Genomic DNA, 24,107 nt, shown 5'->3' with positions numbered 1-24,107 from the left:
CACATTGTCTCGTAATTAAAGAGAACGGATGTCGTCTCGTATTCTGATGATGCGAGTAACCGCAAAAAATATGCCGTAGCCCCTAGAAGGGCTGCAAGGAGGTAACACGAATGAATGTATTTGTCACTGGAGCAACAGGGTGGATTGGATCGGCCACCGTAGATGAGCTGCTGAAAGCTGGACACAAGGTCGTCGGGTTGGTCCGGTCGGACGTCTCTGCTGCGTCGCTCGAAGCGAAAGGCGCGAAGGTTCTGCACGGGGACCTCGATGACCTCGACTCCCTCCGCCGCGGGGCGGCCGAGGCGGAGGCTGTCGTTCACCTGGCGAACAAGCACGACTTTGCAAATCCGGCGGAGTCTGACCGTGCCGAGCGGGCTGCAGTCGAAACCCTTGCCGAGGCGCTGGTCGGTACCAACCGGCCTTTCATGGTCGCGACTGGAATGTCCGGTCTGTTTCAGGGGCGGCCGGTACTGGAGACGGACCCGTCGCCTGACGTGAGCCCGGACTCTCACCGAGGCGGCGCTGAGAACCTCGCTCTCGACTTCGTCGGTCGCGGAGTACGGACTATCATCATCCGGTTCGCACCTACGGTTCACGGGGCCGGAGACTGGGGCTTTGTCAATTTCCTGGTGAGCGCTGCACGCAAGCATGGCGTGTCCGGGTACATCGGTGACGGCTCCCACGCATGGTCCGCGGTGCACCGTTCCGATGCCGCCAAGCTCATCCGGCTTGGAATCGAGAAGGCGCCGGCCGGATCACGCCTGCATGCGGTCGCAGAGGAAACCATCTCCACCAGGGCGATCGCCGAAGCCATCGGACGCGCCCTCGATATCCCGGTGGCCATGATCGCGCCGGAGGATGCAGTTGCGCATTTCGGTTTTGTCGGCAAATTCTTCAAACTATCCATGAACGGCTCCAGCGAACGCACCCGTGAACTGCTCGCATGGACGCCCGCCGGGCCGACTCTAATTGATGACATCTTGGCCGGTGCATACAAGGAAGCCGGGCAATAATAAGCGCCCCACAGACAATGTCCCCTGATACCGTGAACCCGTCACGGCAGTCTGGGCTGGTTCTGCCTTGCGTGTGCGCGTGTGCTATCTTGGTCGTGGGCCTTGTCGTCGCCATCAATTTGGCGGTACCGAAGCTCGCTGCCAGCGGGTTGCACCCGAGCTCTTCGGATCTGCTGTGGATCGTTGACGCGTATGTAGAATCTTCTCCCTCAGGTCTCGATCTGCTTACGCCGCCTTGCTTCCGAATAGAAGCTCTGCGTTCGAACCTAAAATACTCCGCCTGGTTCGCCTCATCAGCCGCTTCAATTAGAACTTCATACTTCTTTTAATGCAATATAAAAGAAAAAAGCACTCATCAGAGTGCTTTTTTTGCTGGAACCGGAATCTCCAAGCTCCGCGGTTCGGTCTGTCCTAACTTATCAAGCTTATCTCAGAGATTCCACTTCCGCTTCTGAAAGTCCGCTCGCTTTAGCGATGTCTGGAACTTGAAGCCCCATGTTCAACCTATTCATATAAGCGGCTGGCTTCCTCGTTAGGGGTCGTTTCTTATGTCCACCAATATGAAGTTAGGTGAGGAACCCCACGAGCCTATGCAAGGATTTATTTGCCGCTTGCGATGATTCAAAGGATTGGAATCAGAAAATATAGAAGATGAGACCTTTGCCCTCGGCTGCGGTTTGGCTGTAGAAACGCCGGATTTCGTTAAAATGCTGAAGCATGTAGGCAAAGAACTCGTCCGCATCCTCGTCTGAAACAATGCCAGCCTCAAGAGGATACACCTCTTCCTTGAGCATGACCGGGAAATCATACCGTAAGCGGAGCTGCGCTTCATCCAGCTCAGACATAGCCTGAAGCGCAGCTGCAACTTGCTCGGCGCGTAAGGAAAACGCCCCGAATGAGCCAAAATCGATGCCTTTGTCTGACGTCAGCGGAACAACATAGCCAAGAGGGGGCTCTCCATCGGAAATATCTCCACAAAGCAAGTAGTGAATCGCCTCCCAGGATCTATCAATGTCCAGTCCGGGATAATCGTCTATTTTCAAACTCTTCAATGCAATGTCGCCTGCTGCGATTTGCTGCACCAGCTTATCATCCATAGCAAAGTAATATCCACGCATTCCCATATTATCAGCCTTCTTTCCATTTTTAGTAGTGACTATACGGCCCTATCAAAATGTAACATTCGGGAATTGTGTATTTCAAGGAACATTTACCATAATGACAAGTTTTAGCCCCAAAAAGTTCCAGCCTAGGTTGCTCTTCCATAGATAACATATAACAAAAAAGAGCCCCAATTAGGGGTTCTTTTTTGTTTGTGTTAAATTCAATCCTTTTTGATAATATTGCCTCATCATTTCTTCAGGAACCATGTTTCCGCCAGTCCCCCAAATAATGTGAGCACCCTTACTCATTTTTTCCGTTAAATTATGCTTGAGTAAATAATCGGTTCCTTCCTTCCTTAATTTAATAGGCCCTATCATGCCTGCCAGTGCCGAAGGTTCTAAATGAATTCCCTCTGTATCAACTAGATCCTTTAATAACGTATACAATTGTTCATCGCTCACCGTATAATTACCGCTTAGAAACGGTTCTATGGTTTTACCCACAAATCCGGATGGTCTTCCAACAGCAAGTCCGTCAGCGTCTGTTACATTATCAATCCCAATATCTTGTACGGAAATTTTATCGTGAAGTCCGGTCATTAAACCAAGTAACATACATGGAGAGTGGGTAGGTTCTGCAAAGAAACAGTGAACATGATCTTGATACAATAACTTCAATCCAAAAGCTATACCGCCAGGACCACCACCTACTCCACATGGAAGGTAAACAAACAAAGGATGATTTTCATCAATTGTTATCTCTAACTCTTCCAATTGTTTTTTTAATCGAGATGCTGCTACTGCGTATCCTAAAAACAGATCATGAGAATTTTCATCATCTACAAAATAACAGGAAGGGTCACCGTCTGCTTGGAGCCGACCTTCCTCTACTGCTTTACTATAGTCCGAATCATATTCAATTACATGAACATTTTTGTTTCGAAGCAGGTCTTTTTTCCATTGTTTTGCATCAGCCGCCATATGAACGGTTACATTAAAGCCTAACTTCGCACTCATTATGCCGATACTAAGTCCTAAATTTCCAGTCGAGCCTACCGCGATTGAATATTGTGAGAAGAATGTTCGAAACCTATCGCTATCTAAAATGGAATAGTCATCTTGAATCGTCAGCAATTGATGTTGAAGAGCTAATTCTTCTGCATGTTTGAGAACTTCATAAATCCCGCCTCTTGCTTTTATAGACCCCGATATGGGAAGGTGACTATCACACTTAAGCAACAATTCACCTAATATAGGCTGCTGATAATTTTGCTCTAAGGATTGTTTCATGGAAGGAATTCTCTTTAAAGGAGATTCTATTATCCCATTCATCGTTTTTGTTTCCGGGAAAACCTTGGCAATATAGGGAGCAAAACGTTTCAACCTTTCCTCTGCATCCCTTACATCATCTTGAGTAAGGGGGGATTTTTTAATTCCTGTTTCAAACTTTTCAAGATTAGGATTTAACCACACTATTTCTTTCGTCGAAATGAGTTTGTTTAGTAAAGGATAGTGTTCTTTCCATGTTTGCAGCTCTTTGAGTTCAAACTCTTTCACTTTGGCGATCCCCCTCATTGACTTGATTATAGTCATCAAAACCAGGTAAAATAAAATTTAATATATGTTAAGTACAGTTTAACACAAACGGCTTCTGCTGTTAAGTCATAATTAATATTGTTTAATCATAATTAACGACTGATTATCAAGGGGTGCATTGGAATGGAAAATATAGATATCGGTAAAAAGGTTGAAAAATATAGAAAAGCTAAAGGCTTTAGTGCTAGAGAATTAGCAAGGTTAGCTGAAATAACGCCTTCCATGTTGAGCCAAATCGAACGCGGTTTGGCAAACCCTTCTATTCAGACTATTAAGGTTTTAGCGAAATCTCTAGAAGTTCCTACATTTAGTTTTTTCATTGAGGAAACCAACACGGTTGATTTAGTGGTTAGATCTAATGACCGAAAGAAAATGGTCATTGAAAACTTATCTTATGAGCTAGTTTCGCCTGATTTTACTGGAAATCTGGCAACGGCAATTATGAATTTTCCACCGAACACTGCTTCATCTGAGAAACAGATGGAGCATAAAGGAGAAGAAGTTGCTTTTGTATTGGAGGGGAAAATTAAAGTGTTTTTAGCCGATGAAGAATACATATTGGAACCTGGCGATAGTGTAAAAATACCAGCACAAATGAAGCATAAATGGGAAAATAATTTTAATGAACATGCTGCCATACTTTTTTCGGTGACTCCGCCCGCTTTTTAATTTTGCTTATACGAATACGCGGTACTCATAGATCCTCCGTATAGCCGCGTATGATACTCTATAGAATCCGGTTCCCCGATCCGTGCCAGTTAACGGGGTAAGCTCGCCGAATATCCCCCGTCTAATACTTCGATATTCTTTTCATGCAGTATATAAGTAAAAAAGCACTCTGATGAGTGCTTTTTTACTGGTTTCGAGGATGATACTTTTCTGTCCATCTTCTCTACAAGCGCTAAGGGATGAAATATGAGTTGTTGTCATTGGGTTGACAGACCTATCGCGGATAAGTAAGTATATTGTAATTACCGACTGTATAGTCGGTAATTACAATGAGAATGGGGTGCATCTCATGGAAAAAAACTATGGGCTCCAACCGCCGATATCATTCAACTTCAAATCTTTAGCAGGGCTTATCGTCATTTTCATTATTTGGCAAGGAGGCACTTTATTATGGTTAGATCTAATGAATGCTTTAGTTCCCGCTACTCGCTCAGGATTACCTAGTTTGATCACGCTCTATTTGTCCTTTTTTTTCCTGATTCTCGGAGTCTGCATCGTTACCAGATATTTTTTCAAAATTCGTTTTAGAGCATTTTTGTTTGAAGGTAAAAGGCCTAATTACCGAAAGTTTGCGAATTATTTTTCACTGTACGTAATGGCACTTATCCTGTATTTACTTGTCGATATCGCCGTGCATCCTCAAGCCTTTACACTTCATTTCAATCCGCTTCCGTGGTTAGGCGTACTCCTTGTTACTGCACCTTTGATTTTGATTCAAAGTGCTGCTGAAGAGATTTTGTTCAGAGGATATATGTACCGTATGTTCAGATCATTAAGAGGCGGTGTATTCTGGTCTATCCTCCTCACTTCCCTGACATTTGCCCTGATCCATGGACTAAACCCCGAAATGCTAAACTACGGAATTTTTGGACCGTTGTATTACCTGCAAGGAGCATTCTTTGGGATTTTTGCTATCGTTATTTCATATAGCGCTTTTCAATTTTTCAAACAGAAGAGGAACCGTTTGTAAGGTTCCCTGGAGGAGCTTATGAGCAGAAGGCGGTTGCCGGCAGAAGAAGCAAAAACGATTATTTTAAACCATGCGAAGTTGTTATTTATTGAAAAAGGTTATGATCGGGCTACAATGGACGACTTATGTGCCTTGACACAGATGAGCAAAGGAAATTTATACCATCATTTTAAAAACAAAGAGGTGCTCCTTCTCCAATTGCTTACCCAGCATTCGGAACAAATGTCACAAAAGTGGCTTCATTTGGCCGAGCAATCCAACTCTCCCAGCCAGCAGTTGCTTGAAATGGCTGATTTATTCGGAAGAGATTGTGAAAGTCCATTACTCCACGCGCTCGAAGAGTATGCCAGAACACTTTCCAGTGAATCCGAAGCATTGGCTACATTGAGAGAGATCACAGATGCAGCCTATCGTGCAATAAAACATGTGCTCCAAAAAGGGATCGACCAGGGCGTTTTTATTAATGAAGATATCGAAACATTGAGTTTCGGTGTAATGTCCACAATAGCCGGCGCAACGCAGCTCTGCCTAACGATGCCGAAATTAAGCGGGGAAGAATATGCAGCCCTTCATGTCAAGGCGATCAAACTGCTTTTGAAGGGAATATCGATTGATGATCCCAACTGAAAAATGAGAAACATACTTACTTTCATGCAGCATCCCGGATGACAAGTACATGATTCTATTCCGGATCTCAGAGCATATCAAAAACCATTGCTAGGTTAGCGATGGTTTTTCACAAATATGTGCGTAATAAAAGCCGCGCCAAGCGTGAGCGGTGAATGATCTTAATGCTACTGCCTTTCCACTTTAAAGCCTTCCTTCTCCAGCAACGGGACTATCCCCTGATCGCCCAGCGTATGCAGCATTTCAACTACAACCATATACGTTTCTTTTGTAGCGAATGAAGATTCTATTAAACGAATATCGTGTTTTGGAAATGTTGTGGAAATACTTTTTACTTCTTAAAAAATCATGCGTGAGTATCTCCTGGACCTATAGAAAACATAACATATATTATGTGAACTATATTTTTTCAATGAGTTCAAAAAATGAAGATAAACTATCAAAAGCGATAAAAACGATTCTAGAGCAAGCTGAGACAAGGGGAGATGTTTTATTATCAAGCATTCCCGTAAGAGTCATCACTCTTCCCGTTGATTGGATCCGGTTTGTTAATTGGGACCTGTTTCGGATGTTTAACCGCTTCATAACCTCGCCCCCGGTGACACCCTCCAATCCCATTTGTATCGCTTGCATCTTCGCTTCCAACGGATAGTTCACTCTTGTTCTCCATACAAAAACACCTCCAAAATTGTCCTCCACATCTTACGACATGGAAGCTTTTTCTTGAAGGTGCTTTTATTTGTCTCACGCTATAGGATCATTCCCCGGCGAGAGTCGCCCTGAACTTGCGCTTTTCTTCTATGCACAACGTGCATGTTCCTTGCATCGGTCAACGGTAACGGCATGTGCATGGCAAGCTGCTCTAATCATCCGATGACAGCGGCTGCGCTCCGTACCGCTCCAGCACCCGGTAAATCGCATCCGTGCCGAACCCGACCGCTTCTACGGGAATGCGTTCATCCGCCGCATGAATCAGTTTGGTAAACTGCATGTCCTCGGGCAGCGGCATGGGCAGGAAACCGTAGGTTTGGATGCCCAGCCTCGCAAACAATCTTCCGTCCGTTCCTCCGGGCAGCAGCATCGGCACCGGAACGGCCTCCTTATCCGCTTCTTTCAGCACATCGGACAGCAAACCGAACATCCCCATGTCGGGAGCTGCGGCGCATGGGTCATGGCGCAGCACTTCCAGTCCGATCGAATCATGAATCGCGAATCGGCGCAGCTCGTCCATAAATTGCTGCGGAGTGACGCCCGGCAGCGTTCGGCCGTCCAGCTCGACCGTAATTTCGCTTGGATGAACGTTGATTTTCTCGCCGCCGCGAACGACGGTCGCGCTAATCGTATTACGCAGAAGCGGGGCGAACGTCCCGCCCTTTTCCCCCAGCAGCTTCAGGATGAGGCCGCCCAGCCGGGGACGCAGCAGCCCTCTCAACAGCAGCCCCGGCAGCAGTGGCAGTGCGGCGGCCATGCCTTCAATCATCAATCGGGCCGCCGGTACAACACGTATCGGCAGCTTATTCCTGCTAAGCGATTGAAGCATGTTCCCCAATTGCGCCATACAGTCGGCTCCCGGCTTGCCCATGGAGCCATGGCCTCCGTCTCCTCGAATCGTCGCTTTGAGCCAGCACAGCTGCTTCTCCGCCACCATAATCGGATAAAAGGTTTTCCCCAGCGCATGAAACGCGAAGCCGCCAAATTCGCCGAGCGCATACTTTACGCCCGCAAAATAATCGGCATGCCGGTCTACGAGGAAGGAAGCCCCGTATTCGCCCCCTGCTTCCTCGTCGCTGACAATCGCCAGAATGAGATCGCCGCGCAGCGGCAGCTTGCGGACATGTGCGCGGAGGAAAGCCGATACGAGCATCGCCACGCCGCCTTTCATATCAAGCGCGCCCCGCCCCCAGACGAAGCCGTCATGGATCTCGCCCCCGAACGGGTCGCGGCTCCAGGCTTGCTTGTCGACGCCAACGACGTCGACATGCCCGTACAGCAGCAGCGGAGACGCTTCCCCGCTGCCCTTTATCCTGGCCAGCAGATTGGGCCGGGCCGGGTCTAGCGCACAGATCCGCGTCTCAATGCCCGCATCCTCAAGCAGTTGCCGGATGTACATGATGCATGCGGCTTCCTCGCCCGGCGGATTGGTTGTATTGAAACGGATCAATGCCTGCAAAATCTCCACGGGAGACGGGAGTTCCGCAGGGCGCTCGACTCCATCCTGTTCCAACTCGTCATCGACCAGCCGGATACCCATGCCCCCACTCCTTCCTATAATAGACTGCCCGCGTATGGCCGGTCGGCAGGAGAAACGCCTGGCAAGCTAGGCAGGCCGAACTCACCTTGCAGTCTTGCAAGCCGCCGCTCCCGCTCTTCGGCGGACGTGCCTTTGGTGCGAAACACAGATTCCAGCATCGCCAGCGCTTGCCGAATATGCGCCTCCGCCACTTGCTCTCCCGTTTCCCGCAGCCGCTCGACCAACTGCTGCACGCCGCGGTATGGAAGAACGACGCCTTGTTCATATTCGGCCGCGTTCCAGTTGCGGTTGCGGACGCATGTGGCGATAGCCAGACAACGATTCAGCAGTTCAATCGAATAAGCGTCCGTTTGCCAGCTTGCTTCAACCAAATGCGCCTCGTCCTCCTTGTCGTCAAAAGCGAATACGCGCAGTCCGTCCGGTGGAGCCAGCCGTTTCAATACATTGCCCGGACCCAGTTCCACGGCAGCGGCAACGCCAATGCTCTTCTGAAATGCAAGGACCGCCGGCCAATTGACGGGGTCCGTCAATCCCCTTGCGAGCATACCCGCGATCTCCGCCGAATTTCCGTACGGCTTCCCCGTCAAGGAGGAAACTACGGGAAAATCCGTTTCTCCAAACGAGACGCGGCTCAGCACTTCGGCAAATTGCGCCGCCGCCGGCGCCATTAACGGGCTATGGAACGGTGCGCTTACCTGCAGCGGAATGACTGCGGCCCCATGGGCGGACAGTCTTTCCGACGCTTCATGGACGGCCTCTTGGTGGCCCGAAATCACCGTTTGCCGCGCTGAATTCCTATTCGATACCACTACAATACGGCTTCCGTCCGCGCAGCCTGCGCTGGTTTCCAGGCATACTTTTGCGACAACATCGGGACTCGGCCCGTTCACGGCGGCCATCGCGCCGATTCCGGCAGCGGCGGCCCCTTGCATCAACTCGCCGCGGCGGCGTACGAGCCTGAGCGCATCCGGGAACGTTATGGCTCCCGCGCAGGTTAAAGCAGTAATCTCGCCCAGGCTGTGGCCGGCGGCCATCGCAGGTAGGTATCCCCATTCCCGGCTGTAGACGCGGTACATCGCCACGCCAAGCGCAAGAATGGCGGGCTGGGCATTGTCTGTCCGAGTCAGCTCCGTTATCGGTCCCTCATACATCAGGCTGTCAAGACGCATGCCCAGCGCTTCATTCGCTTCCTCCATCGTCGCTTTGACAACCGCATGCCGCTCGCTCAGCGCTTTTCCCATTCCGACGCGCTGCGAGCCCTGACCGGGAAACCATATCGCATGTTTGTTCAGCATCTTCCATCACGCTCCTCAGGTCAGATCGGGGCAGGCGCCTCGGTCAGCATTTTGTTTATCGCCGCTACAACATCGCGCTCCCGCTCATGCAGGAAAAAATGCCCGCCATCAAACGGCATCAGCTCGCAGCCTCCCGTCGCATAACGCTCCCATTCACCGAGCGGGCCTTTGACGCTGCCGTCATCCTTGCCGCTCAAGATGGTGAGCCGGAGCGGCAGCTGCGGCCGCATTCGATGCTCGTATTCGCCGACAAGCTTGAAGTCGGCTCTTAGGATCGGCATAAACATATCCAGCAGCTCCCGATGCCGGAACAGCTCGCCCGGCATGCCACCGAGCCGTTTCAGTTCCTCGAGAAATTCGTCATCCGGAAGCATATGGGTCCGGCGAGTCTCCTTCTGCTCGCAATGCGGCGCCCCTCTGCCGGAGAGGAAGACTGCCGCAGGCAGCGGGAATCCTTCTTCCCGCAGCGCATGCAGCACCTCATACCCAAGCAGGCTTCCCATGCTGTGGCCGAATAAAGCATATGAATCGGAGCCAAGCGCCGTCTCCCGCACCAGCGGCAGCAAATCCCGCACGGCCTCCGCCGCGTCGGCATAGAACAGCTCGTCCATGCGGCTTCCTCTGCCCGCCAGTTCGGCCGGCACCAGACGCACGCCAGGATGCAGCCGGTTCGTCCAGCGCTTATACACTTGTGCGGAGCCTCCTGCATAGGGCAAACAAATTAAAGATATCGTCATAACGCTCGCCTCCCGGGTAACATGTTGACGCAAGCGGCCTTTAAGCGCCGGCGACAAGCGTGGCCCAGAACGCTTTTTCCTTCGCGAACATATCGTCCGCGAGCGCCAGCTCTCTGCCGCGTTCGAAGTCCCCCGTCACAAAGCGGTCCTTCACCAGATCCCATCCGTCCCTTACTGCGCCAAGCTGACCGGACAGCGACTCATGCAGCGCTTCGCCGATCAGCCTCTTCTCCCGCAAGGAGCGGAGCAGCGACATGTTGGCGATATGCCGGTTGCAAATGATGTTGACGCCGACAAGGCCATAGGTCAAATGAGCTTGCTTCTTCTCCGGGTCGGAATCTACATTCCACATGCCCTCTATTGAGAACTCGCCAAGCTCCCTCGCCAGCCGCTCCGCATTTACCACCACTTCAGCCAGCTTCAATTCGTAGGGCTGAATCTTTTCCTGCAAGTTGTATACGTAGAAGGCAGGCCCCAAATAGTCCGGGTTCACGTTGTATTCCGAGTTGCCGTACGCCTTGAGCAGCCTTTCCTCCGGCACCTCGTGCTCCTCGTAGCCCGCAAGCGTATCGTCAATGACGTAGAAGGTGCCCCGCTCCTTGTCGTATCCGTTAAACAGCGAATAATGATACCAATGGAACCTTTTCCAGGCCATGCTGCCCGGCAGCCAGTCATACAGATCGACGTTTACGCTCAAGTTGCGTCCGCCCTCCAGCATCGCCCTGATTTCATCCAGCACCGTCTCCTTGCTGCGGAAATGACCGGGCTCGATATAGCGGATCACCTGCGACAGCGGGAATCTGGCCGGATCGTCCATATAATACAGCGTGTCGATAGTCGGATAGCGGAAGTCTTTGTCCGTTGCGGCCTCCCAAGGATAGTACCGGTAAATGTTCAAATACGCCGCGTCCCTGTAGCTGGGCTCCTCCGACACCGCAATGGAAAACGCCTGGTTCAGCATGCAGTTCATCCAAAACTCGTTAAACGGTTTCCTTTTCATCGACAGCTTCATCGTTCGCCGCCCCCTTAGGCTCAGAATGTTGGTTCAAGCAAGCACAGCACTGATTTTTTTCTTTGCTCCGTCTTCGACCAGCGCATGTATGATCGCCGTATAATCATCCGCCAGCGCCCAGGCGTTCTCTTCGCGGAAAAGACTTGTCGCATATTCCAGCGTAAAGCCGATCCTGCCGTCCCGCTCCGCCGCTTCAAGCGTCAAATCGAATTTACTGACGCCCGGATCGAATTCCTTGGGATCGAATTCAATGCCGCCCGAACGGTAAGCGACGCGATCGATATTTTGCAAAATAAACATCGTATCGAACAGTGGATTGCGGCTGCGGTCCTGCTCGATTCCCAGCTTTTGCACCAAATCCTCAAACGGGTAATTTTGGTGTTCCAGCGCCCGCAGTACATCCTCATGCAGCTCGGTCAAATAGTCGCCAACGGTCCGGTACGATTCCGGGAAGCTGCGAATCGCGACCGTATTGACGAACATCCCGATCAGCCCTTCCAACTGCGCATGATTGCGGCCTGCTACCGGCGTGCCGATAATGATATCTTCCTCGCCGCTCCATTTGCTCAGCAGCATCGAATAAGCCCCGAGCAGCACCGTATACAGCGTCGTGCCGCGCTCGCGCGCAAATGCCTTGATCTTGAGCGTCAGCTTCTCATCCAGTCTGAAGTTGATCAGACTGCCCTCGAAGTTTTGCAGTTCCGGTCTTGGTAAGGCGGTCTTGAGATCCAGCTTCGGCAGTTCCCCTTCGAACGCCTCCAGCCAGTAGCGCTCGTGCCCCATATAAGCCTCGCTGCCGATACGTTCTTCTTGCCATACCGTGTAATCCCGGTACTGGATATCCAGCTCCGGAAGCTCGCCGCCGCCGTACAAAGTGGTCAGTTCTTGCAACAGAACGCTTACGGAGACACCGTCGGTAATAATATGATGAAAGTCGAGCAGCAGCAGATGGCGCTCCTCGCCAAGCGGAATCAATCCGGCCCGGAACAGCGGAAGACTACCGAGATCAAACGGACGGATAAAACGCTCCATCAGCGCGCTGATGCCGCCGAATAATCCTTCGTCTCCGCCTTCCGCGAGCAGCTTGCCCGCCGCCATTCTCAGCCTGGCATTGCGCTCCAGCGTAAATACCGGCTCCGCATGCACGCGCTGGCGGAACTCGTCCTCCTCGTGATGGAACGTCGTTCTGAGCGATTCATGGCGGCGCATTATCGCAAGGAAAGCTTCCTCCAGCCGCTCCACATCGAGCTTGCCTTGCATATGCACGGCGAACGGCACATGGTACATCGTTGCCTCGTCCGAGATCAGCCCCATCATAAATTGGCGGCGCTGCGGCCTCGACATCGGGTAATGCTCGCGCTCCGGTTGCTTCGGAATGCGCCCGGTCGCCACGGTTCCGCTTGTGTCTAGATGGGCCGCTAAACCTTCAAGCGTAGGATTCATAAAAATGTCGCGCAGCGGCATTTGGATGCCAAAGCGTTCCGCAATGCGGCTGACCATGCCCGCCGCCTTCAGGGAATGGCCACCCAGATCGAAAAAGCTGTCCTTGGCGCTGATCGCATCCGTACCGAGCAGCTCCTTCCAAATCTCCGCCAGCTTGCGCTCGGTATCTGTCGACAGCGGAACAAGCTCGCGTTTGCCCGCGTCGGCCGGTCCCGGCTTCGGCAGCGCCCTTCTGTCGATTTTGCCCGTTGGCGTAAGCGGAATCGCATCCAGAACGACCATGAAGGCCGGAACCATATAAGAAGGCAGCTTGTCCCCGAGATATTCGCGCAACTGTCCGGTCAACCGGCCGGATGGCGCGGCGCCGTCCGGCTCCGCATTCGCAGCGTTCTGCATGACGACATACGCGCAAAGCGCATATTCCCCATCCTCTTCCTGAAACGCGGTGACGACCGTTTCCTTCACCTGCTCATGGCGAAGCAGCAACTGCTCAATTTCACCGATTTCAATCCGGTGCCCCCTGATTTTCACCTGGAAATCACGGCGTCCCGCATAGGCAAACTCCCCATTTTCAAGCCTGCGCCCAAGGTCGCCCGTGCGATACATGCGTTCGCCCGGCGCATACGGATTCGGCACAAAAGCGACATCCCATTCGGGATGGCTGAGATACCCACGCCCGACGCCCGGCCCGCCGATGCAAATTTCGCCCGTCACGCCTGTCGGCTGCAGCTTCAGTCCTTCGTCAAGCACCATCATGACGGAACCATCGATCGGGGTGCCGATCGAAATGTCCTCGCCTTCGGTCACTTCCCGGATTGAAGTCCAAACCGTCGTCTCCGTCGGACCGTACAAATTAAACAATCTGGCTCCGGTAGCGGCGCGCAGTCTGCCGAGCACATCGGCCGTCAGCGGCTCCGCCCCGATCATCAATATGTGCAGCTTTTGCAAACCGTCCGTTTCGCCTCGCTGATTCATCCACCATTTGAAGCGCGACGGCGTAATTTGCAGCACATCGACACCGTGCGCGTCGATCAGTCCTTGTAGCAAGACGGCGTCGCCCCGTTCCTCTTCGCTTGCGAGTACAATCCGCATACCCAGCGTGAGCGGAAGCAGATTTTCAACGACAAAAATATCAAAGGAAGCCGATGCCATCGCCAGGATGCTCTGGCTCTTCTCAAACGGAATCCGGTTTCGGAAGCCGCTGATGAAATGCGCCAGCCCGCGATGCTCGATCATCACTCCTTTGGGGCGCCCGGTCGAACCCGACGTATACAGCACATACGCCAAATGGTCCGGCTTATGGACAAGCTCCGGATTGCCTCTGTCCGCCGCATACAGCTCCGGATCGTCCAGATACCACTCGGCAACGGCTCTCGTTACGACTCCTGCATATGCTTTTTCCGTCAGCAGAAGCGCTTCGCCGCAATCCTCAAGCATCCAGTCGATCCTCTCTTTCGGGTAAGCGGGATCAATGGCGACATATGCGCCTCCGGCTTTCAGAACACCCAAAATGCCGACAAGCAGCAGCGGGCTGCGGGACGCCATCAGCGCGACAATGCGCTCGGGCCCCACACCCTTCGCCCGCAAGGAATGGGCAAGCCGATTCGCGCGTTCGTTCAGCTCGGCGTACGTCACCGTCTCCGCGCCGAACTGAATCGCCGCCGCATCCGGCGTGCGCGCCGCTTGGCGCTCCACTTTCTGCACAAACCCCGTCCATTCCGCCGTTGCTTGCGTGGAAGCCGCCGCATCTTCTTGCCGGTCCGTCATGCCTTTTTCAGCTCGAATTTCCATCCTACCGTTGCTCCCCTCTCTACTCGCGGCCTGTACCGGCATGCCTCCTCCGACCAACAGAGCCAGCAATTGCTCTCGCTCGCTTTCACTCATCAGCTCAAGCTCGCCGACCGTGCGACCCTGCGATCTGCACATCTCCCGCACAAGTACGGTATAGCTTTCCGCCATGCGGCGCGCTGTTTCCTCATGAAACAAATCCGTTGCGTATTCCAGTTGAAGCTCGATTTCCGCTTCTCGTTCCACGGCTTCCAGAGTCAGGTCGAACTTGCTTGTCCCCGCCTCGAACGGCATTTCGCCAAAGACGAGGCCGTCTGCTTCCATCACCGCCCGGTCCATATTTTGCAAGACAAACATGGCGTCAAACAAAGGATTTCGGCTTCTGTCGCTATCTGCCTTCAGCCCTTCGACCAGCTCCTCGAAAGGATACGTCTGGCGCGAAAGCGCCTCTACGACATGGTTATGCAGCTCCGTCATATAGGCCCGTACCGTCTTGTCTCTTGCCGGCCTAGTCCGCAGCGCCAGCGTGTTGACGAACATGCCGATCATGCCATGCGTATCTGCATGATCCCTGCCGGCGGCGGGGGTGCCCACAATCACTTCGGCCTGCCCGCTGTATTTGGCCAGCATCGCGGCAAAAGCGCCCAGCAGCACCGTATACAGCGTCGTCTTTGCTTCCCGCGCCAGCTTTCGCGCCTCCGCCGTTGTCCGCGCGTCCAGCCGGAATGTATGGCGGCGGCCCCTATAGCTCGGCAGAGACGGCCGTGGCTGATCCGTCGGCAGCTCCAGCACAGCAAGCTTGCCTTCGAAGACTTCCATCCAGTACCGCTCATGCTCCGCATAAGCGGCATTTGCAAATCCGGCTTCTTGCCACACCGCATAATCGCTGTATTGCACGTGCAGCTCCGGCAGCGCTTGTCCGGCATACAGCTGTGACAGCTCATTCACCAGCAAACCGGAGGATACGCCGTCCGTAATAATGTGATGAACATCCAGCAGCAGCAGATGATCTTCCTCGTTCAGCCGAAGCAGCCCCGCCCGCAGCAGCGGCAGCTTGTCCAGATGGAACGGGCGCTGGAAGACTTCCATCAGCCTCGTCACCTCTGCCCCGTCCGGCGGCGCTCCCCGCAGCGCTTCATCTCCGGTCAACGCTGCGTAATCCAGCGCCTCCAGCTTGAACGCATACGGCGGATGAACCATTTGCCTGAACTCGTCCTTTGTCATATGGAAGGTCGTCCGCAAGCTTTCGTGGCGGCGGATCAGCGCCGTAAACGCGTCTTCCAGCCGCGCTACATCCAGCCTGCCCTGCAAGCGGAGCGCGAACGGCACATGATACATGGTGGCGTCTCCGGCCAGCATCTGCATCATATATTGGCGGCGCTGGGCGCGCGACATCGGATACCACTCGCGGCGCTCCGCCTTCGGGATCGGCTCGGCCGCCGCGGCGGTGCCGTCCCGCTCCTTGAGCCAGGCGGCCATTTCGGCAACGGAGGTAAGCTCGAATATCAGGCTGAGCGGAACCAGGGCGCCCGTCGCCTGCTGCAGCTTGCCCGCCAGCACGGCAGCCTTCAAGGAGTGGCCGCCAAGCTCGAAAAAGTCGTCGTGAATGCCGATTGGCCCGGCCGTATCGCCCAGTACTTCCTCCCAAATGGCGGCGACGAGCTCTTCCATTCCGTCTCGCGGCAGTTCCGGCTTTCCCCGCTCCCGAAGCCCGAATTCCGGCTCCGGCAAGGCGCGCCGGTCCACTTTCCCGTTCGGCGTCAGCGGTATCCCGTCAATCGCCGCGATATAGGCCGGAATCATCGCCTCCGGCAGCTTGTCTTTCAGCTTTCTTCGCCATTCCCGCGAAGGGAGCTTGTCCGAAGCGACCACATACGCGCACAGCTCCTTGTCGTCGCTTGCCTGCTCGCGGACGACCACAACCGCATCCTCCACCTCGGGAAGGGAAATCAATTGCGAGCGGACCTCATTCATTTCAATCCGCACACCTCTGATTTTTACCTGTTGGTCGGCCCGGTCCACATACATCGCGTTACCGTCCGGCAGCCACTTTGCGATATCGCCGCTGCGATACATGAAGCGGCCCTCGCGGTACGGATGCGGCAAAAATCGCTCGGCTGTCATATCCGGCTTGTTCACATAACCGTCGGCAAGGCCGCTGCCGGCAATATACAGTTCACCGGCTGCACCGATAGGGGCAAGCTGGCCGCCATAGCCGAATATATAAATTTCGACATTGTGCATCGGCCCGCCAATCGGCACATAAGCGCCGCGATATGCGCGCGGTTTGTATGCATACATATTGGAGCAAACCGTCGCTTCCGTCGGGCCGTAGCCGTTAATAATCCGAATCTCGGGATTAAGCTTCGTATACAGCTCCAGCGTTTCGTCTTTAATCGGCTCTACCCCAACGAGCATTTTGTCTAGCGTAATCGCGGAAGCCGATTGCTCCAGTTGACGGGCAACCTCTTTCAGCAAAGACGGCGGCAAATAAGCGAATGTAATCCGCTCTTCCGCAATCACCTCGGCAATTCGCCGCGGATCAAGCAATTTCGGCTCGGGGTATAGCACCGTACAAGCCCCGAACATAAGCGGCATAAACAGCTCCGCTACGCTGACGTCAAACGAAATATTGGTCAGGCTGAGGCATCTGTCTCCCTCGCCGTATTGCCCGTCGAAAAACGTCCTGAATGAATGTCCGAAATTGAAAAAGCTGCGGTGCGGCACAATGACGCCCTTCGGCTGACCCGTAGAACCGGAGGTATAGATGACATACATCGGGTCGGCGGCGTCCTGCGGCCATGTGGCGGCATCGTCTCCGCCGGAGAACAGCGTCTCATCCGCAATGTCCAGCACCTGCAAGGAGGCCGGCACGATGGCCGCGGCTCCGAAACGCGAGCCGTCCGCGAATACCAGCTCCGCGCGGCTGTCTTCCAGCATATAGCGGATGCGCTCCTCGGGATAATGCGGATCTACAGGCATATAAGCGCCTCCGGCTTTCATAACGGCGAGCATAGCGGTCAGCATGGGGATGGAGCGCTCCGCCATGATGCCGACTACGCTGCCGCGTCCCACACCTTTGGCGCGTAAGGTTCGCGCCAGCGCATCGGTGCGGCGATCCAGCTCCCGATAGGTCAGGGATTCACCGCCGCAAGATACGGCCGGGAGGCCCGGAACGGCGGCCGCCTGTTCCTTGAAGCAATCATGCAGACAGCGCGGCGGCGAAAAGTCCGCTTCGCGTCTTCCCAGCGCCAGCATGTGCAGGCGCTCCTCCTCCGTCATCATCTCCGCTTCGCCGAGCGCGGCGTCGGGACGGAGCGTCACGCTGCGCAGCAGCTGCACATAATGCCGCATGAACCGCTCGGCTGTCGCGCGGCGAAACAAATCGGCATTATATTCCACGACAAGCCGCAATTCCGCCCCATTCTCCACAGCCTGAATCATCAAATCGTATTTGGCCGTGCCATGCTCAAAGCGCTGGTGGCGATACGACAATCTCTCTGACGAAGCGTTTGGAATACCCAGGTTTTGCATGATGAACATCGTGTCAAACAGCGGACTCCGGCTGGCGTCCCTTCTGTCCATCCATTGCGCGATTTCCTCGAATGGATAATCGGCGTGGGCGTAAGCCCCGGTCGCCATCTCTTTTACTTCGGACAAAAAGGCTCTGAACGGCTTGTCCGCGCGCGGATAAGCGCGCAGCGCCAGCGTGCCGGTGAACATGCCCGCGATCGCTTCCAGCTCGCGCCTGTTCCGTCCCGCAATCGGCGTGCCGACGGCAATGTCCTCGGCCCCTGTATAGTGAGCGAGGAAAGTGTAATACGCCGATAGCAGCACCATAAACGGAGTCGCACCCGATTCGGCCGCAAGGGAGCGCACAGCCGCCGTCAAACCGGCCTCGACATGCACGTCGAACGTTTCGCCGCGATTTCCTTTGACGGGCGGACGCGGGGCATCGGTCGGAAGCGCAAGCAGCGGCCAGTCTCCCCGGCACTGCTCGCGCCAATACCGTTCGGCATCCCCGGAGAGCGGCCTGCTCTCCTGCCATACCGCATAATCTTTGTATTGCAGCGGCAGCGGCGGCAACGAACCGCCCTGATATAAAGTCATCAGATCGGACAAAAGAATGCCCGCCGACATGCCGTCGGATGCAATGTGATGCATATCAAGAAACAGCACATGGCGCTCCGGCCCCAGCGTCAGCAAGGCTGCGCGGAGCAGCGGAGCCGTATCGAGCCTGAACGGCCGGAACAAGCTTTGCAGCACGCCGTCCGCCTCCGCTTCATCGGCCTCCATGCGAATCAGGCGGAAAGGAATGGCGGCGTGAATGCGCTGCCTGATCTCTCCGTCGATGACGTGGAAGGTGGTGCGAAGCGTCTCGTGACGCTCTACGATGGCTTGCAGGACGGCCTCCAGCCGGTCTGCATCAATAGCTCCTTCCAAGTGCAACAATTCGGGCAGATTGTAGCTGCGATCATCCGGCATCGCCTGCTGCTGCAAATACATGCGTTTCTGTGGCGATGAAACCGGATAATGCTCTTGCGGGGCCGCCTTTGGAATCGGCTCCAGCGTATCGCCGGACAAAGAGTCGGCCGCTTGGCCGGTCAACGGTCCGATATGCCCGCCGTCCGCTCCTGCTTCGTCACGGCCGCCGTCCGCCGCTTGCCCGTCATAACCGCCGTTCGCCTCGTGTCCGCCGTTCCCAACGTCCGCCCCTTGTCCATCGTGCTGAGCGTTCGTTCTTTGCGCTGTCGCCGCGGCGCTTTCCCTGAGCCGCCGCTCGATCAGCGCCGTGAACGAAGGCAAATCCGCATGCCCCAGCAAATCCGCCGTCTGAATGCGGACGCCCGCAAGCTCGCTGAGCCGGTTTACAATTTTGAGCGCAAGGATGGAATCTCCGCCCAGCTCATAAAAACCGGCATCCGCAGGCAATTTGTCATAACCAAGCAGCTCTCCCCAGACATCTGCGACATGCTGCTCCCATTCGAGGCCGGAGCGCTCCCCGGTTAACGCAACGCCGCGGCGGCGCTGACTCGTCATTCCGCCGCTCCGCTCCATTGCGGCTTGCCATCTGGCAAACGTCTCGTTCATTTCATGCCTAAGCTCCTCGGGAATATCCCCAACGAGCGAATTTCCGCTCCAGGCCGCAAATGGCATATGAAGCGACGCTCCGGCACGTGCCTCCTCCACCCAGCAACGGTGAGAATCGAACGGATACGTCGGAAGCGGCAGCCGCTTTCGGCGCTGTCCTAGGTAGATCGCCTTCCAGTCGATCTCGTATCCGCCCACGTAACGTTGGCCCAGCTCCAGCGCTTCCATTTCCCGTTCGTTTGGAACGGGTTGCTGCCGCATATTCCCGGCCGCAGCCGAATCGGCCGTCCCGAAGCGGACGTTCGGCAGCGCAAGGCCGGTAAGGCCGCTCTCGGCTGCGGCATGCAAGGTCTGGACAAGCTCTTCCCAGCCGCTTACCGCAATCGCCAGGCGATACCGATGGGCTCCCCGGCCGACGGCCAAGGTGTAGCAAAGGTCGGCCAGGCTGCGGCTCTCATCGCCGCGATGCTGCAGAGCCCAGTCTCGCATCAGCAGCACGAGCCGCTCCAGCGCTGTCATGCTGTGCGCGGACAAGCAGAACAGCTCCGCTCTGTCCGACCGACCCGAAGGCATCCCGGCGGGAGCCTCCTCCAGCACCACATGGCAATTGGTCCCGCTCATGCCGAACGCGCTTACTCCGCATCTTCTTGCTTCGCCGTCCGTCTCCCATGGCGTCAATTCGTCATTGACATAAACGGGCGAATCCACAAACGGAATGTTGCGGTTCGGCGAGCGGTAATGAAGCGTTGGCGGAAGCTGCTTGTGGACAAGCGACAGGATCGCCTTGAGCAGCCCTGCAATGCCGGCGGCATGGTCGAGATGGCCGATATTTGTTTTGAGCGAGCCGATGGCGCAAAATTGCCGTTTGTCGGTATATCTCCGGAAGGCGCGCGTCAGCCCGTCGATTTCGATCGGGTCGCCCAGCGAGGTTCCCGTGCCGTGCGCCTCCATATACGTCACCGTTTCGGGATCGATGTCCGCATCCTGCCAGGCGCGCGCAATGACGTCCTCCTGCGCGAGGGCGTTCGGGGCGGTAATGCCGACCGAGCTGCCGTCTTGATTCATCGCGCTGCCTTTAATGACGGCATAAATAGGGTCGCCGTCCTCCTGCGCGCGGGACAGCGGCTTCAGCAGCAGCGCAATCACGCCGTCGCCGATGCCCGTGCCGTCCGCCGAGTCGTCGAACGTTCTGGCCCGGTTGTCGCTTGACTCGATGCCAAGCCGTATGCCGGTATCCAGCGGCAGTACGTTAATTTTGACGCTGCCGGCAATCGCCGCCTCGCATTCGCCGCTGCGGATCGATTGGCATGCCAGATGGACCGCTACCAGCGAGGAGGAGCAGGCGGTGTCCACGCTGATCGCCGGTCCGCGCAAATTAAGCAAATACGAAATCCGGCTCGGTATCATGGAGCTGAGATTGCCGGGCGCCGCCATCGACAAGGCGTCCGGGTCCAGCGCTTCGATGATTCGCTTGTAATCATGCAGCGTGTCCCCGTTATAGCCGATAAAGACGCCGGTGCGCGAACCATGCAGCGCATCTCCGCCGTACCCCGCATTCTCAAGCGCGCCCCAGGCCGTCTGCAGGAACAGCCGCTGCGCCGGACTCATCAGCGAGGCTTCCTTGGGCGAAAGCCGGAAAAAAGAATAGTCAAAGCCTGAAATATCTTCGATATATGCCCCGTCAAAAAAGGAAACGGAGCCGTATTGCGCCTCCATGCGGCGCAAATACGGCTTCAATTCCTCCTTGCGGGAATCCGGAAACCCGCCTACCAGGTCCTTGCCGCTCCGCAGAAGCTCCCAAAAGGCTTCGTGCGATTCCGCGCGCGGCAGCTTGGCGGATATCCCGACAATCGCAATATCCTTAAGGGAAACATTGGAGACGGAGCCCCCGCTCCGCCCCTTCCGCCCGAATGTGTCTTTTTTGGTATCCAGCAAATCCAGTTGAAACATGGCGCCCTTCCCTCCTAGCTAGTAATGGAATCGCTGACGGCCTGTCCTTTTTCCGCCCTTCCGCCGCTCCCGCGCAGCAGCAGCAACACATGCGCCGCGATGCCGAGTCCGCTGATCAGGGCTAATAATCCAAGCGTACCGGACTGCCAATCGCCTGCCCATTGCAGCACGATATACAAGGTGCCTGTGCTGCACACATGGGCCGCAAGCGACCCCCAAAGCGAACGCGAGCCGGCGCGGACGGCGCCGTATACGATCGCGCCCAGCGCCGCAAATGCGCCGATCGTCACATTCATAAATACCGCGCCGAACAATACGGCCTGGAGCAGAACCGTCCAAGGAACCGAAAGACGTTGACGCAGCGTATGGAACAGCATTCCTCTGAACAGCCACTCCTCCAGCAAAGACCCCAGCAGCAAGCTGCCGAGCACAAAAATGATCAGGCTGCCGCCGGCGACGAAAGCGACCAGATCCGAAATGGCCGGAAAGGTCGCTTTTATCCACGGAAGACGGGTAAACGCGGCGATAAACAAGCCGAGCCAGACACCCGTCCCTGCGGACAGCAGCAACGAACCGCCGCGCGCAGGAACAAACCCCAAATCGCTCAGCGAAATTTTTTGCCAACGCAGCAGCGGAAGATAGACGGCAAGCACGATGATATTGGATACAATCAGCACAATGCCGGCATTGTCGGCGATCCATTCTTTCATTCCGGGATCGCCGATCCAGTTGTAGAGCGCTTGATTGACAAGCATCACGATCGCCGCATAAATGACCAAATATAAGACGCTATTTCCCGCTACCCGCAATCCCTTCACGCCGACTTCACCGCCTTGGAAGACAGCGGTACGGAGACCGAAGAACGATGCTTGACCGCAAGGAATATGCCAACCGCAATCATGGCGGCGGCCACAGCCATCACGATGGACATGACGGTGACGTCCGTCGTCTCCGGCCCGTAATGCCAAAGCAGGTATTGGCTGCCCTGACAGGCGACTTGCGCGGCAATCGGCGCCCAGATGGATTTAAACCAGACATACAAGAGCGCAAAAATAACCGCGCCGAGAAAACCGTACAGCGACAACGGAATGTCTCCCAAAAAGAACAACGCCCCGTACAACACGCCCTGAATCACAATTGCGACCCAAACGGGGAGCACTCGTCTGAACTCATTCATCAGAATGCCTCTGAACAACGTCTCTTTGTAAATATTTCCGAGAATCAGAAAAACCAGAAATACATACCATTCCGCTCGGTTCAGATAATCAAACAATTCGCGGAACCGGTACTGGTCCGATGCAATGGCGGGAAGCCGGGAGAAAGCGACCGTAAACAGGCCGGCTCCAAATCCGATCCATAAAGCGATCGCCACCGATTTTCCGCCCATCACGCGGAATTGGGCCGCCTTAAACAGATTTTCCTTGAATATAAACCTCCAGGCCAGCAGCATGAGCGGCAAACCCACCATATCGTTCAAAATAATGACGGTTACCGTGTTCTGTTCAAACCAGGTGCTTTTCGGGTAGACATAATCGAAAAATAATGTCGTTGCGGTAAAAAACCATGCAAAATACAGGCCGATAACAACGGCCACGCGAGCCAGCATCATTCCCCACGCCTTCATGCGGTCAGACCCCCTTATGTGCTGCCGACGGCGCGTCAGCCGTCAGCGCTTGACCGGCGCGTGCGCCGATGCCTCCGTTGCCGGAGGTCCGCCAGACATAGACGGAACCTCCAATCAACGCAGCCAGACAGAGCGCTGTAATGATATACAGCGAAACATCGCCCAGCTTGTCAAACCATTCGTAGAACCCGATGTATTTAAATAGAAAGATTGTGCCCATGGCCGTATTCTGTACCAGAATCGGCGCCCACAGCGACCCGGTTCGTAAATACAGCGACCCGTAAATCAGGCCCGAACCGATGCTGATGACCGAAAGCGCCGCACTCGGCTGGAAGTAGGCGTAAGCCGCGGCTTGCAGCAACAAGGCCGCATATACCGGCATAACCCTGCGAAGCTCGCTGAAAATGAGGCCCCTGAACAATATTTCTTCAAAGGCCGGGCCTATCAAACCGGCGCCCAGAATGACGTACCAGATCGAATCCCCCCTCATCATATCGTCGACCAGCGCGGGAATGGACGGAAATTGCCGCGCAATATCGTCAATGACGATAAGGCCGATGCTGAACAAGCTTCCGGCAAGACCCAGGCCAATCATCAGCAAGACGCGCGAGGCGCTCAGCCGTTTGAAGCCCGACGCGCGGAACAGATTTTTTTCCGCATGGGGCCAGATCCATCCTTTGATACGAAAGATGAGCATGTACACAAGCGTAATCAGCGTGAACAGAACGGCCATAAACATGGCCGGGTTGCGATCCAGAAACTTGGCGAAGGACAGCGTCACTTCGTAATTGTAAGTAGAGCGAAGCAGATAGAGCAGCGCATAAAAGACCCCGAGATAAAGCGCGATATTCCCTATCATGGTCAACACTTTTTTCACA

The 24,107-nt window shown here is 54.8% G+C and carries 15 protein-coding genes; 4 read left to right on the top strand and 11 right to left on the bottom strand.

Annotated features, from left to right (window positions below; translation table 11 throughout):
- Positions 1–110 precede the first annotated feature (110 nt).
- Positions 111–1,013, top strand: a complete 903-nt coding sequence (locus ABH899_RS18080) for an SDR family oxidoreductase (protein WP_369998996.1) — start codon at positions 111–113, stop codon at positions 1,011–1,013.
- A 635-nt stretch (positions 1,014–1,648) separates the two neighbouring features.
- Here ABH899_RS18080 and ABH899_RS18075 read toward each other — a convergent pair.
- Complete coding sequence (locus ABH899_RS18075; RefSeq protein ID WP_369998993.1) at positions 1,649–2,137, bottom strand: YfbM family protein; 489 nt, start codon at positions 2,135–2,137, stop codon at positions 1,649–1,651.
- A 171-nt stretch (positions 2,138–2,308) separates the two neighbouring features.
- Positions 2,309–3,691, bottom strand: coding sequence for a D-serine ammonia-lyase (locus ABH899_RS18070; protein ID WP_369999071.1), 1,383 nt, complete (start codon positions 3,689–3,691; stop codon positions 2,309–2,311).
- A 144-nt stretch (positions 3,692–3,835) separates the two neighbouring features.
- On the opposite strand from ABH899_RS18070, the gene ABH899_RS18065 reads away from it, so the two are divergent.
- From ABH899_RS18065 to ABH899_RS18055, 3 genes are all read left to right on the top strand, one after another.
- Positions 3,836–4,381, top strand: coding sequence for a cupin domain-containing protein (locus tag ABH899_RS18065; RefSeq protein ID WP_369998990.1), 546 nt, complete (start codon positions 3,836–3,838; stop codon positions 4,379–4,381).
- A 349-nt stretch (positions 4,382–4,730) separates the two neighbouring features.
- Positions 4,731–5,411: a CPBP family glutamic-type intramembrane protease gene (locus ABH899_RS18060; RefSeq protein ID WP_369998988.1), complete on the top strand. Its 681-nt coding sequence runs from the start codon at positions 4,731–4,733 to the stop codon at positions 5,409–5,411.
- An 18-nt stretch (positions 5,412–5,429) separates the two neighbouring features.
- Positions 5,430–6,038 (top strand): TetR/AcrR family transcriptional regulator, encoded by a 609-nt coding sequence (locus ABH899_RS18055; RefSeq protein ID WP_369998986.1) that lies wholly within the window; start codon positions 5,430–5,432, stop codon positions 6,036–6,038.
- Between the two features lie 167 nt (positions 6,039–6,205).
- Here the strand turns inward: ABH899_RS18055 and ABH899_RS18050 are convergent, their stop codons facing one another.
- From ABH899_RS18050 to ABH899_RS18010, 9 genes are all read right to left on the bottom strand, one after another.
- On the bottom strand, positions 6,206–6,328 hold the full coding sequence (locus ABH899_RS18050) for a TraB/GumN family protein (RefSeq protein WP_369999068.1): 123 nt from the start codon (positions 6,326–6,328) through the stop codon (positions 6,206–6,208).
- Between the two features lie 572 nt (positions 6,329–6,900).
- Positions 6,901–8,289, bottom strand: coding sequence for a M20/M25/M40 family metallo-hydrolase (locus tag ABH899_RS18045; protein WP_369998983.1), 1,389 nt, complete (start codon positions 8,287–8,289; stop codon positions 6,901–6,903).
- Positions 8,290–8,303: 14 nt separating this feature from the next.
- On the bottom strand, positions 8,304–9,584 hold the full coding sequence (gene fabD / locus ABH899_RS18040; protein ID WP_369998980.1) for an ACP S-malonyltransferase: 1,281 nt from the start codon (positions 9,582–9,584) through the stop codon (positions 8,304–8,306).
- Between the two features lie 20 nt (positions 9,585–9,604).
- Positions 9,605–10,321 carry a thioesterase II family protein gene (locus tag ABH899_RS18035; protein ID WP_369998977.1) on the bottom strand — a complete coding sequence of 239 codons (717 nt, stop codon included), beginning with the start codon at positions 10,319–10,321 and terminating at the stop codon, positions 9,605–9,607.
- Between the two features lie 40 nt (positions 10,322–10,361).
- Complete coding sequence (locus tag ABH899_RS18030; protein ID WP_369998975.1) at positions 10,362–11,333, bottom strand: cysteine peptidase family C39 domain-containing protein; 972 nt, start codon at positions 11,331–11,333, stop codon at positions 10,362–10,364.
- Between the two features lie 33 nt (positions 11,334–11,366).
- The gene (locus ABH899_RS18025) at positions 11,367–21,605 is read right to left on the bottom strand and encodes an amino acid adenylation domain-containing protein (protein ID WP_369998972.1); all 10,239 of its coding nucleotides are present in this window, start codon (positions 21,603–21,605) and stop codon (positions 11,367–11,369) included.
- A 14-nt stretch (positions 21,606–21,619) separates the two neighbouring features.
- Complete coding sequence (locus ABH899_RS18020) at positions 21,620–22,423, bottom strand: CPBP family intramembrane glutamic endopeptidase (RefSeq protein ID WP_369998969.1); 804 nt, start codon at positions 22,421–22,423, stop codon at positions 21,620–21,622.
- Complete coding sequence (locus ABH899_RS18015; RefSeq protein WP_369998967.1) at positions 22,420–23,229, bottom strand: CPBP family intramembrane glutamic endopeptidase; 810 nt, start codon at positions 23,227–23,229, stop codon at positions 22,420–22,422. Before ABH899_RS18015 ends, ABH899_RS18020 begins: the two co-directional genes overlap by 4 nt.
- 4 nt (positions 23,230–23,233) lie before the next feature.
- Positions 23,234–24,106: a CPBP family intramembrane glutamic endopeptidase gene (locus ABH899_RS18010; RefSeq protein WP_369998964.1), complete on the bottom strand. Its 873-nt coding sequence runs from the start codon at positions 24,104–24,106 to the stop codon at positions 23,234–23,236.
- Between the last annotated feature and the right edge of the window lies 1 nt (position 24,107).

Source organism: Paenibacillus sp. RC84 (assembly GCF_041260495.1).
Taxonomy (GTDB): domain Bacteria; phylum Bacillota; class Bacilli; order Paenibacillales; family NBRC-103111; genus Paenibacillus_F.
This window is presented reverse-complemented; position numbering and strand designations above follow the sequence as displayed.

Excerpts from the sequence above, each read along its gene's own strand:
- ABH899_RS18080 (WP_369998996.1), top strand. The coding sequence starts at position 111 with ATGAATGTATTTGTCACTGGAGCAACAGGGTGGATTGGATCGGCCACC.
- ABH899_RS18075 (WP_369998993.1), bottom strand. The coding sequence starts at position 2,137 with ATGGGAATGCGTGGATATTACTTTGCTATGGATGATAAGCTGGTGCAG.
- ABH899_RS18070 (WP_369999071.1), bottom strand. The coding sequence starts at position 3,691 with ATGAGGGGGATCGCCAAAGTGAAAGAGTTTGAACTCAAAGAGCTGCAA.
- ABH899_RS18065 (WP_369998990.1), top strand. The coding sequence starts at position 3,836 with ATGGAAAATATAGATATCGGTAAAAAGGTTGAAAAATATAGAAAAGCT.
- ABH899_RS18060 (WP_369998988.1), top strand. The coding sequence starts at position 4,731 with ATGGAAAAAAACTATGGGCTCCAACCGCCGATATCATTCAACTTCAAA.
- ABH899_RS18055 (WP_369998986.1), top strand. The coding sequence starts at position 5,430 with ATGAGCAGAAGGCGGTTGCCGGCAGAAGAAGCAAAAACGATTATTTTA.
- ABH899_RS18045 (WP_369998983.1), bottom strand. The coding sequence starts at position 8,289 with ATGGGTATCCGGCTGGTCGATGACGAGTTGGAACAGGATGGAGTCGAG.
- fabD (WP_369998980.1), bottom strand. The coding sequence starts at position 9,584 with ATGCTGAACAAACATGCGATATGGTTTCCCGGTCAGGGCTCGCAGCGC.
- ABH899_RS18035 (WP_369998977.1), bottom strand. The coding sequence starts at position 10,321 with ATGACGATATCTTTAATTTGTTTGCCCTATGCAGGAGGCTCCGCACAA.
- ABH899_RS18030 (WP_369998975.1), bottom strand. The coding sequence starts at position 11,333 with ATGAAGCTGTCGATGAAAAGGAAACCGTTTAACGAGTTTTGGATGAAC.
- ABH899_RS18025 (WP_369998972.1), bottom strand. The coding sequence starts at position 21,605 with ATGTTTCAACTGGATTTGCTGGATACCAAAAAAGACACATTCGGGCGG.
- ABH899_RS18015 (WP_369998967.1), bottom strand. The coding sequence starts at position 23,229 with ATGAAGGCGTGGGGAATGATGCTGGCTCGCGTGGCCGTTGTTATCGGC.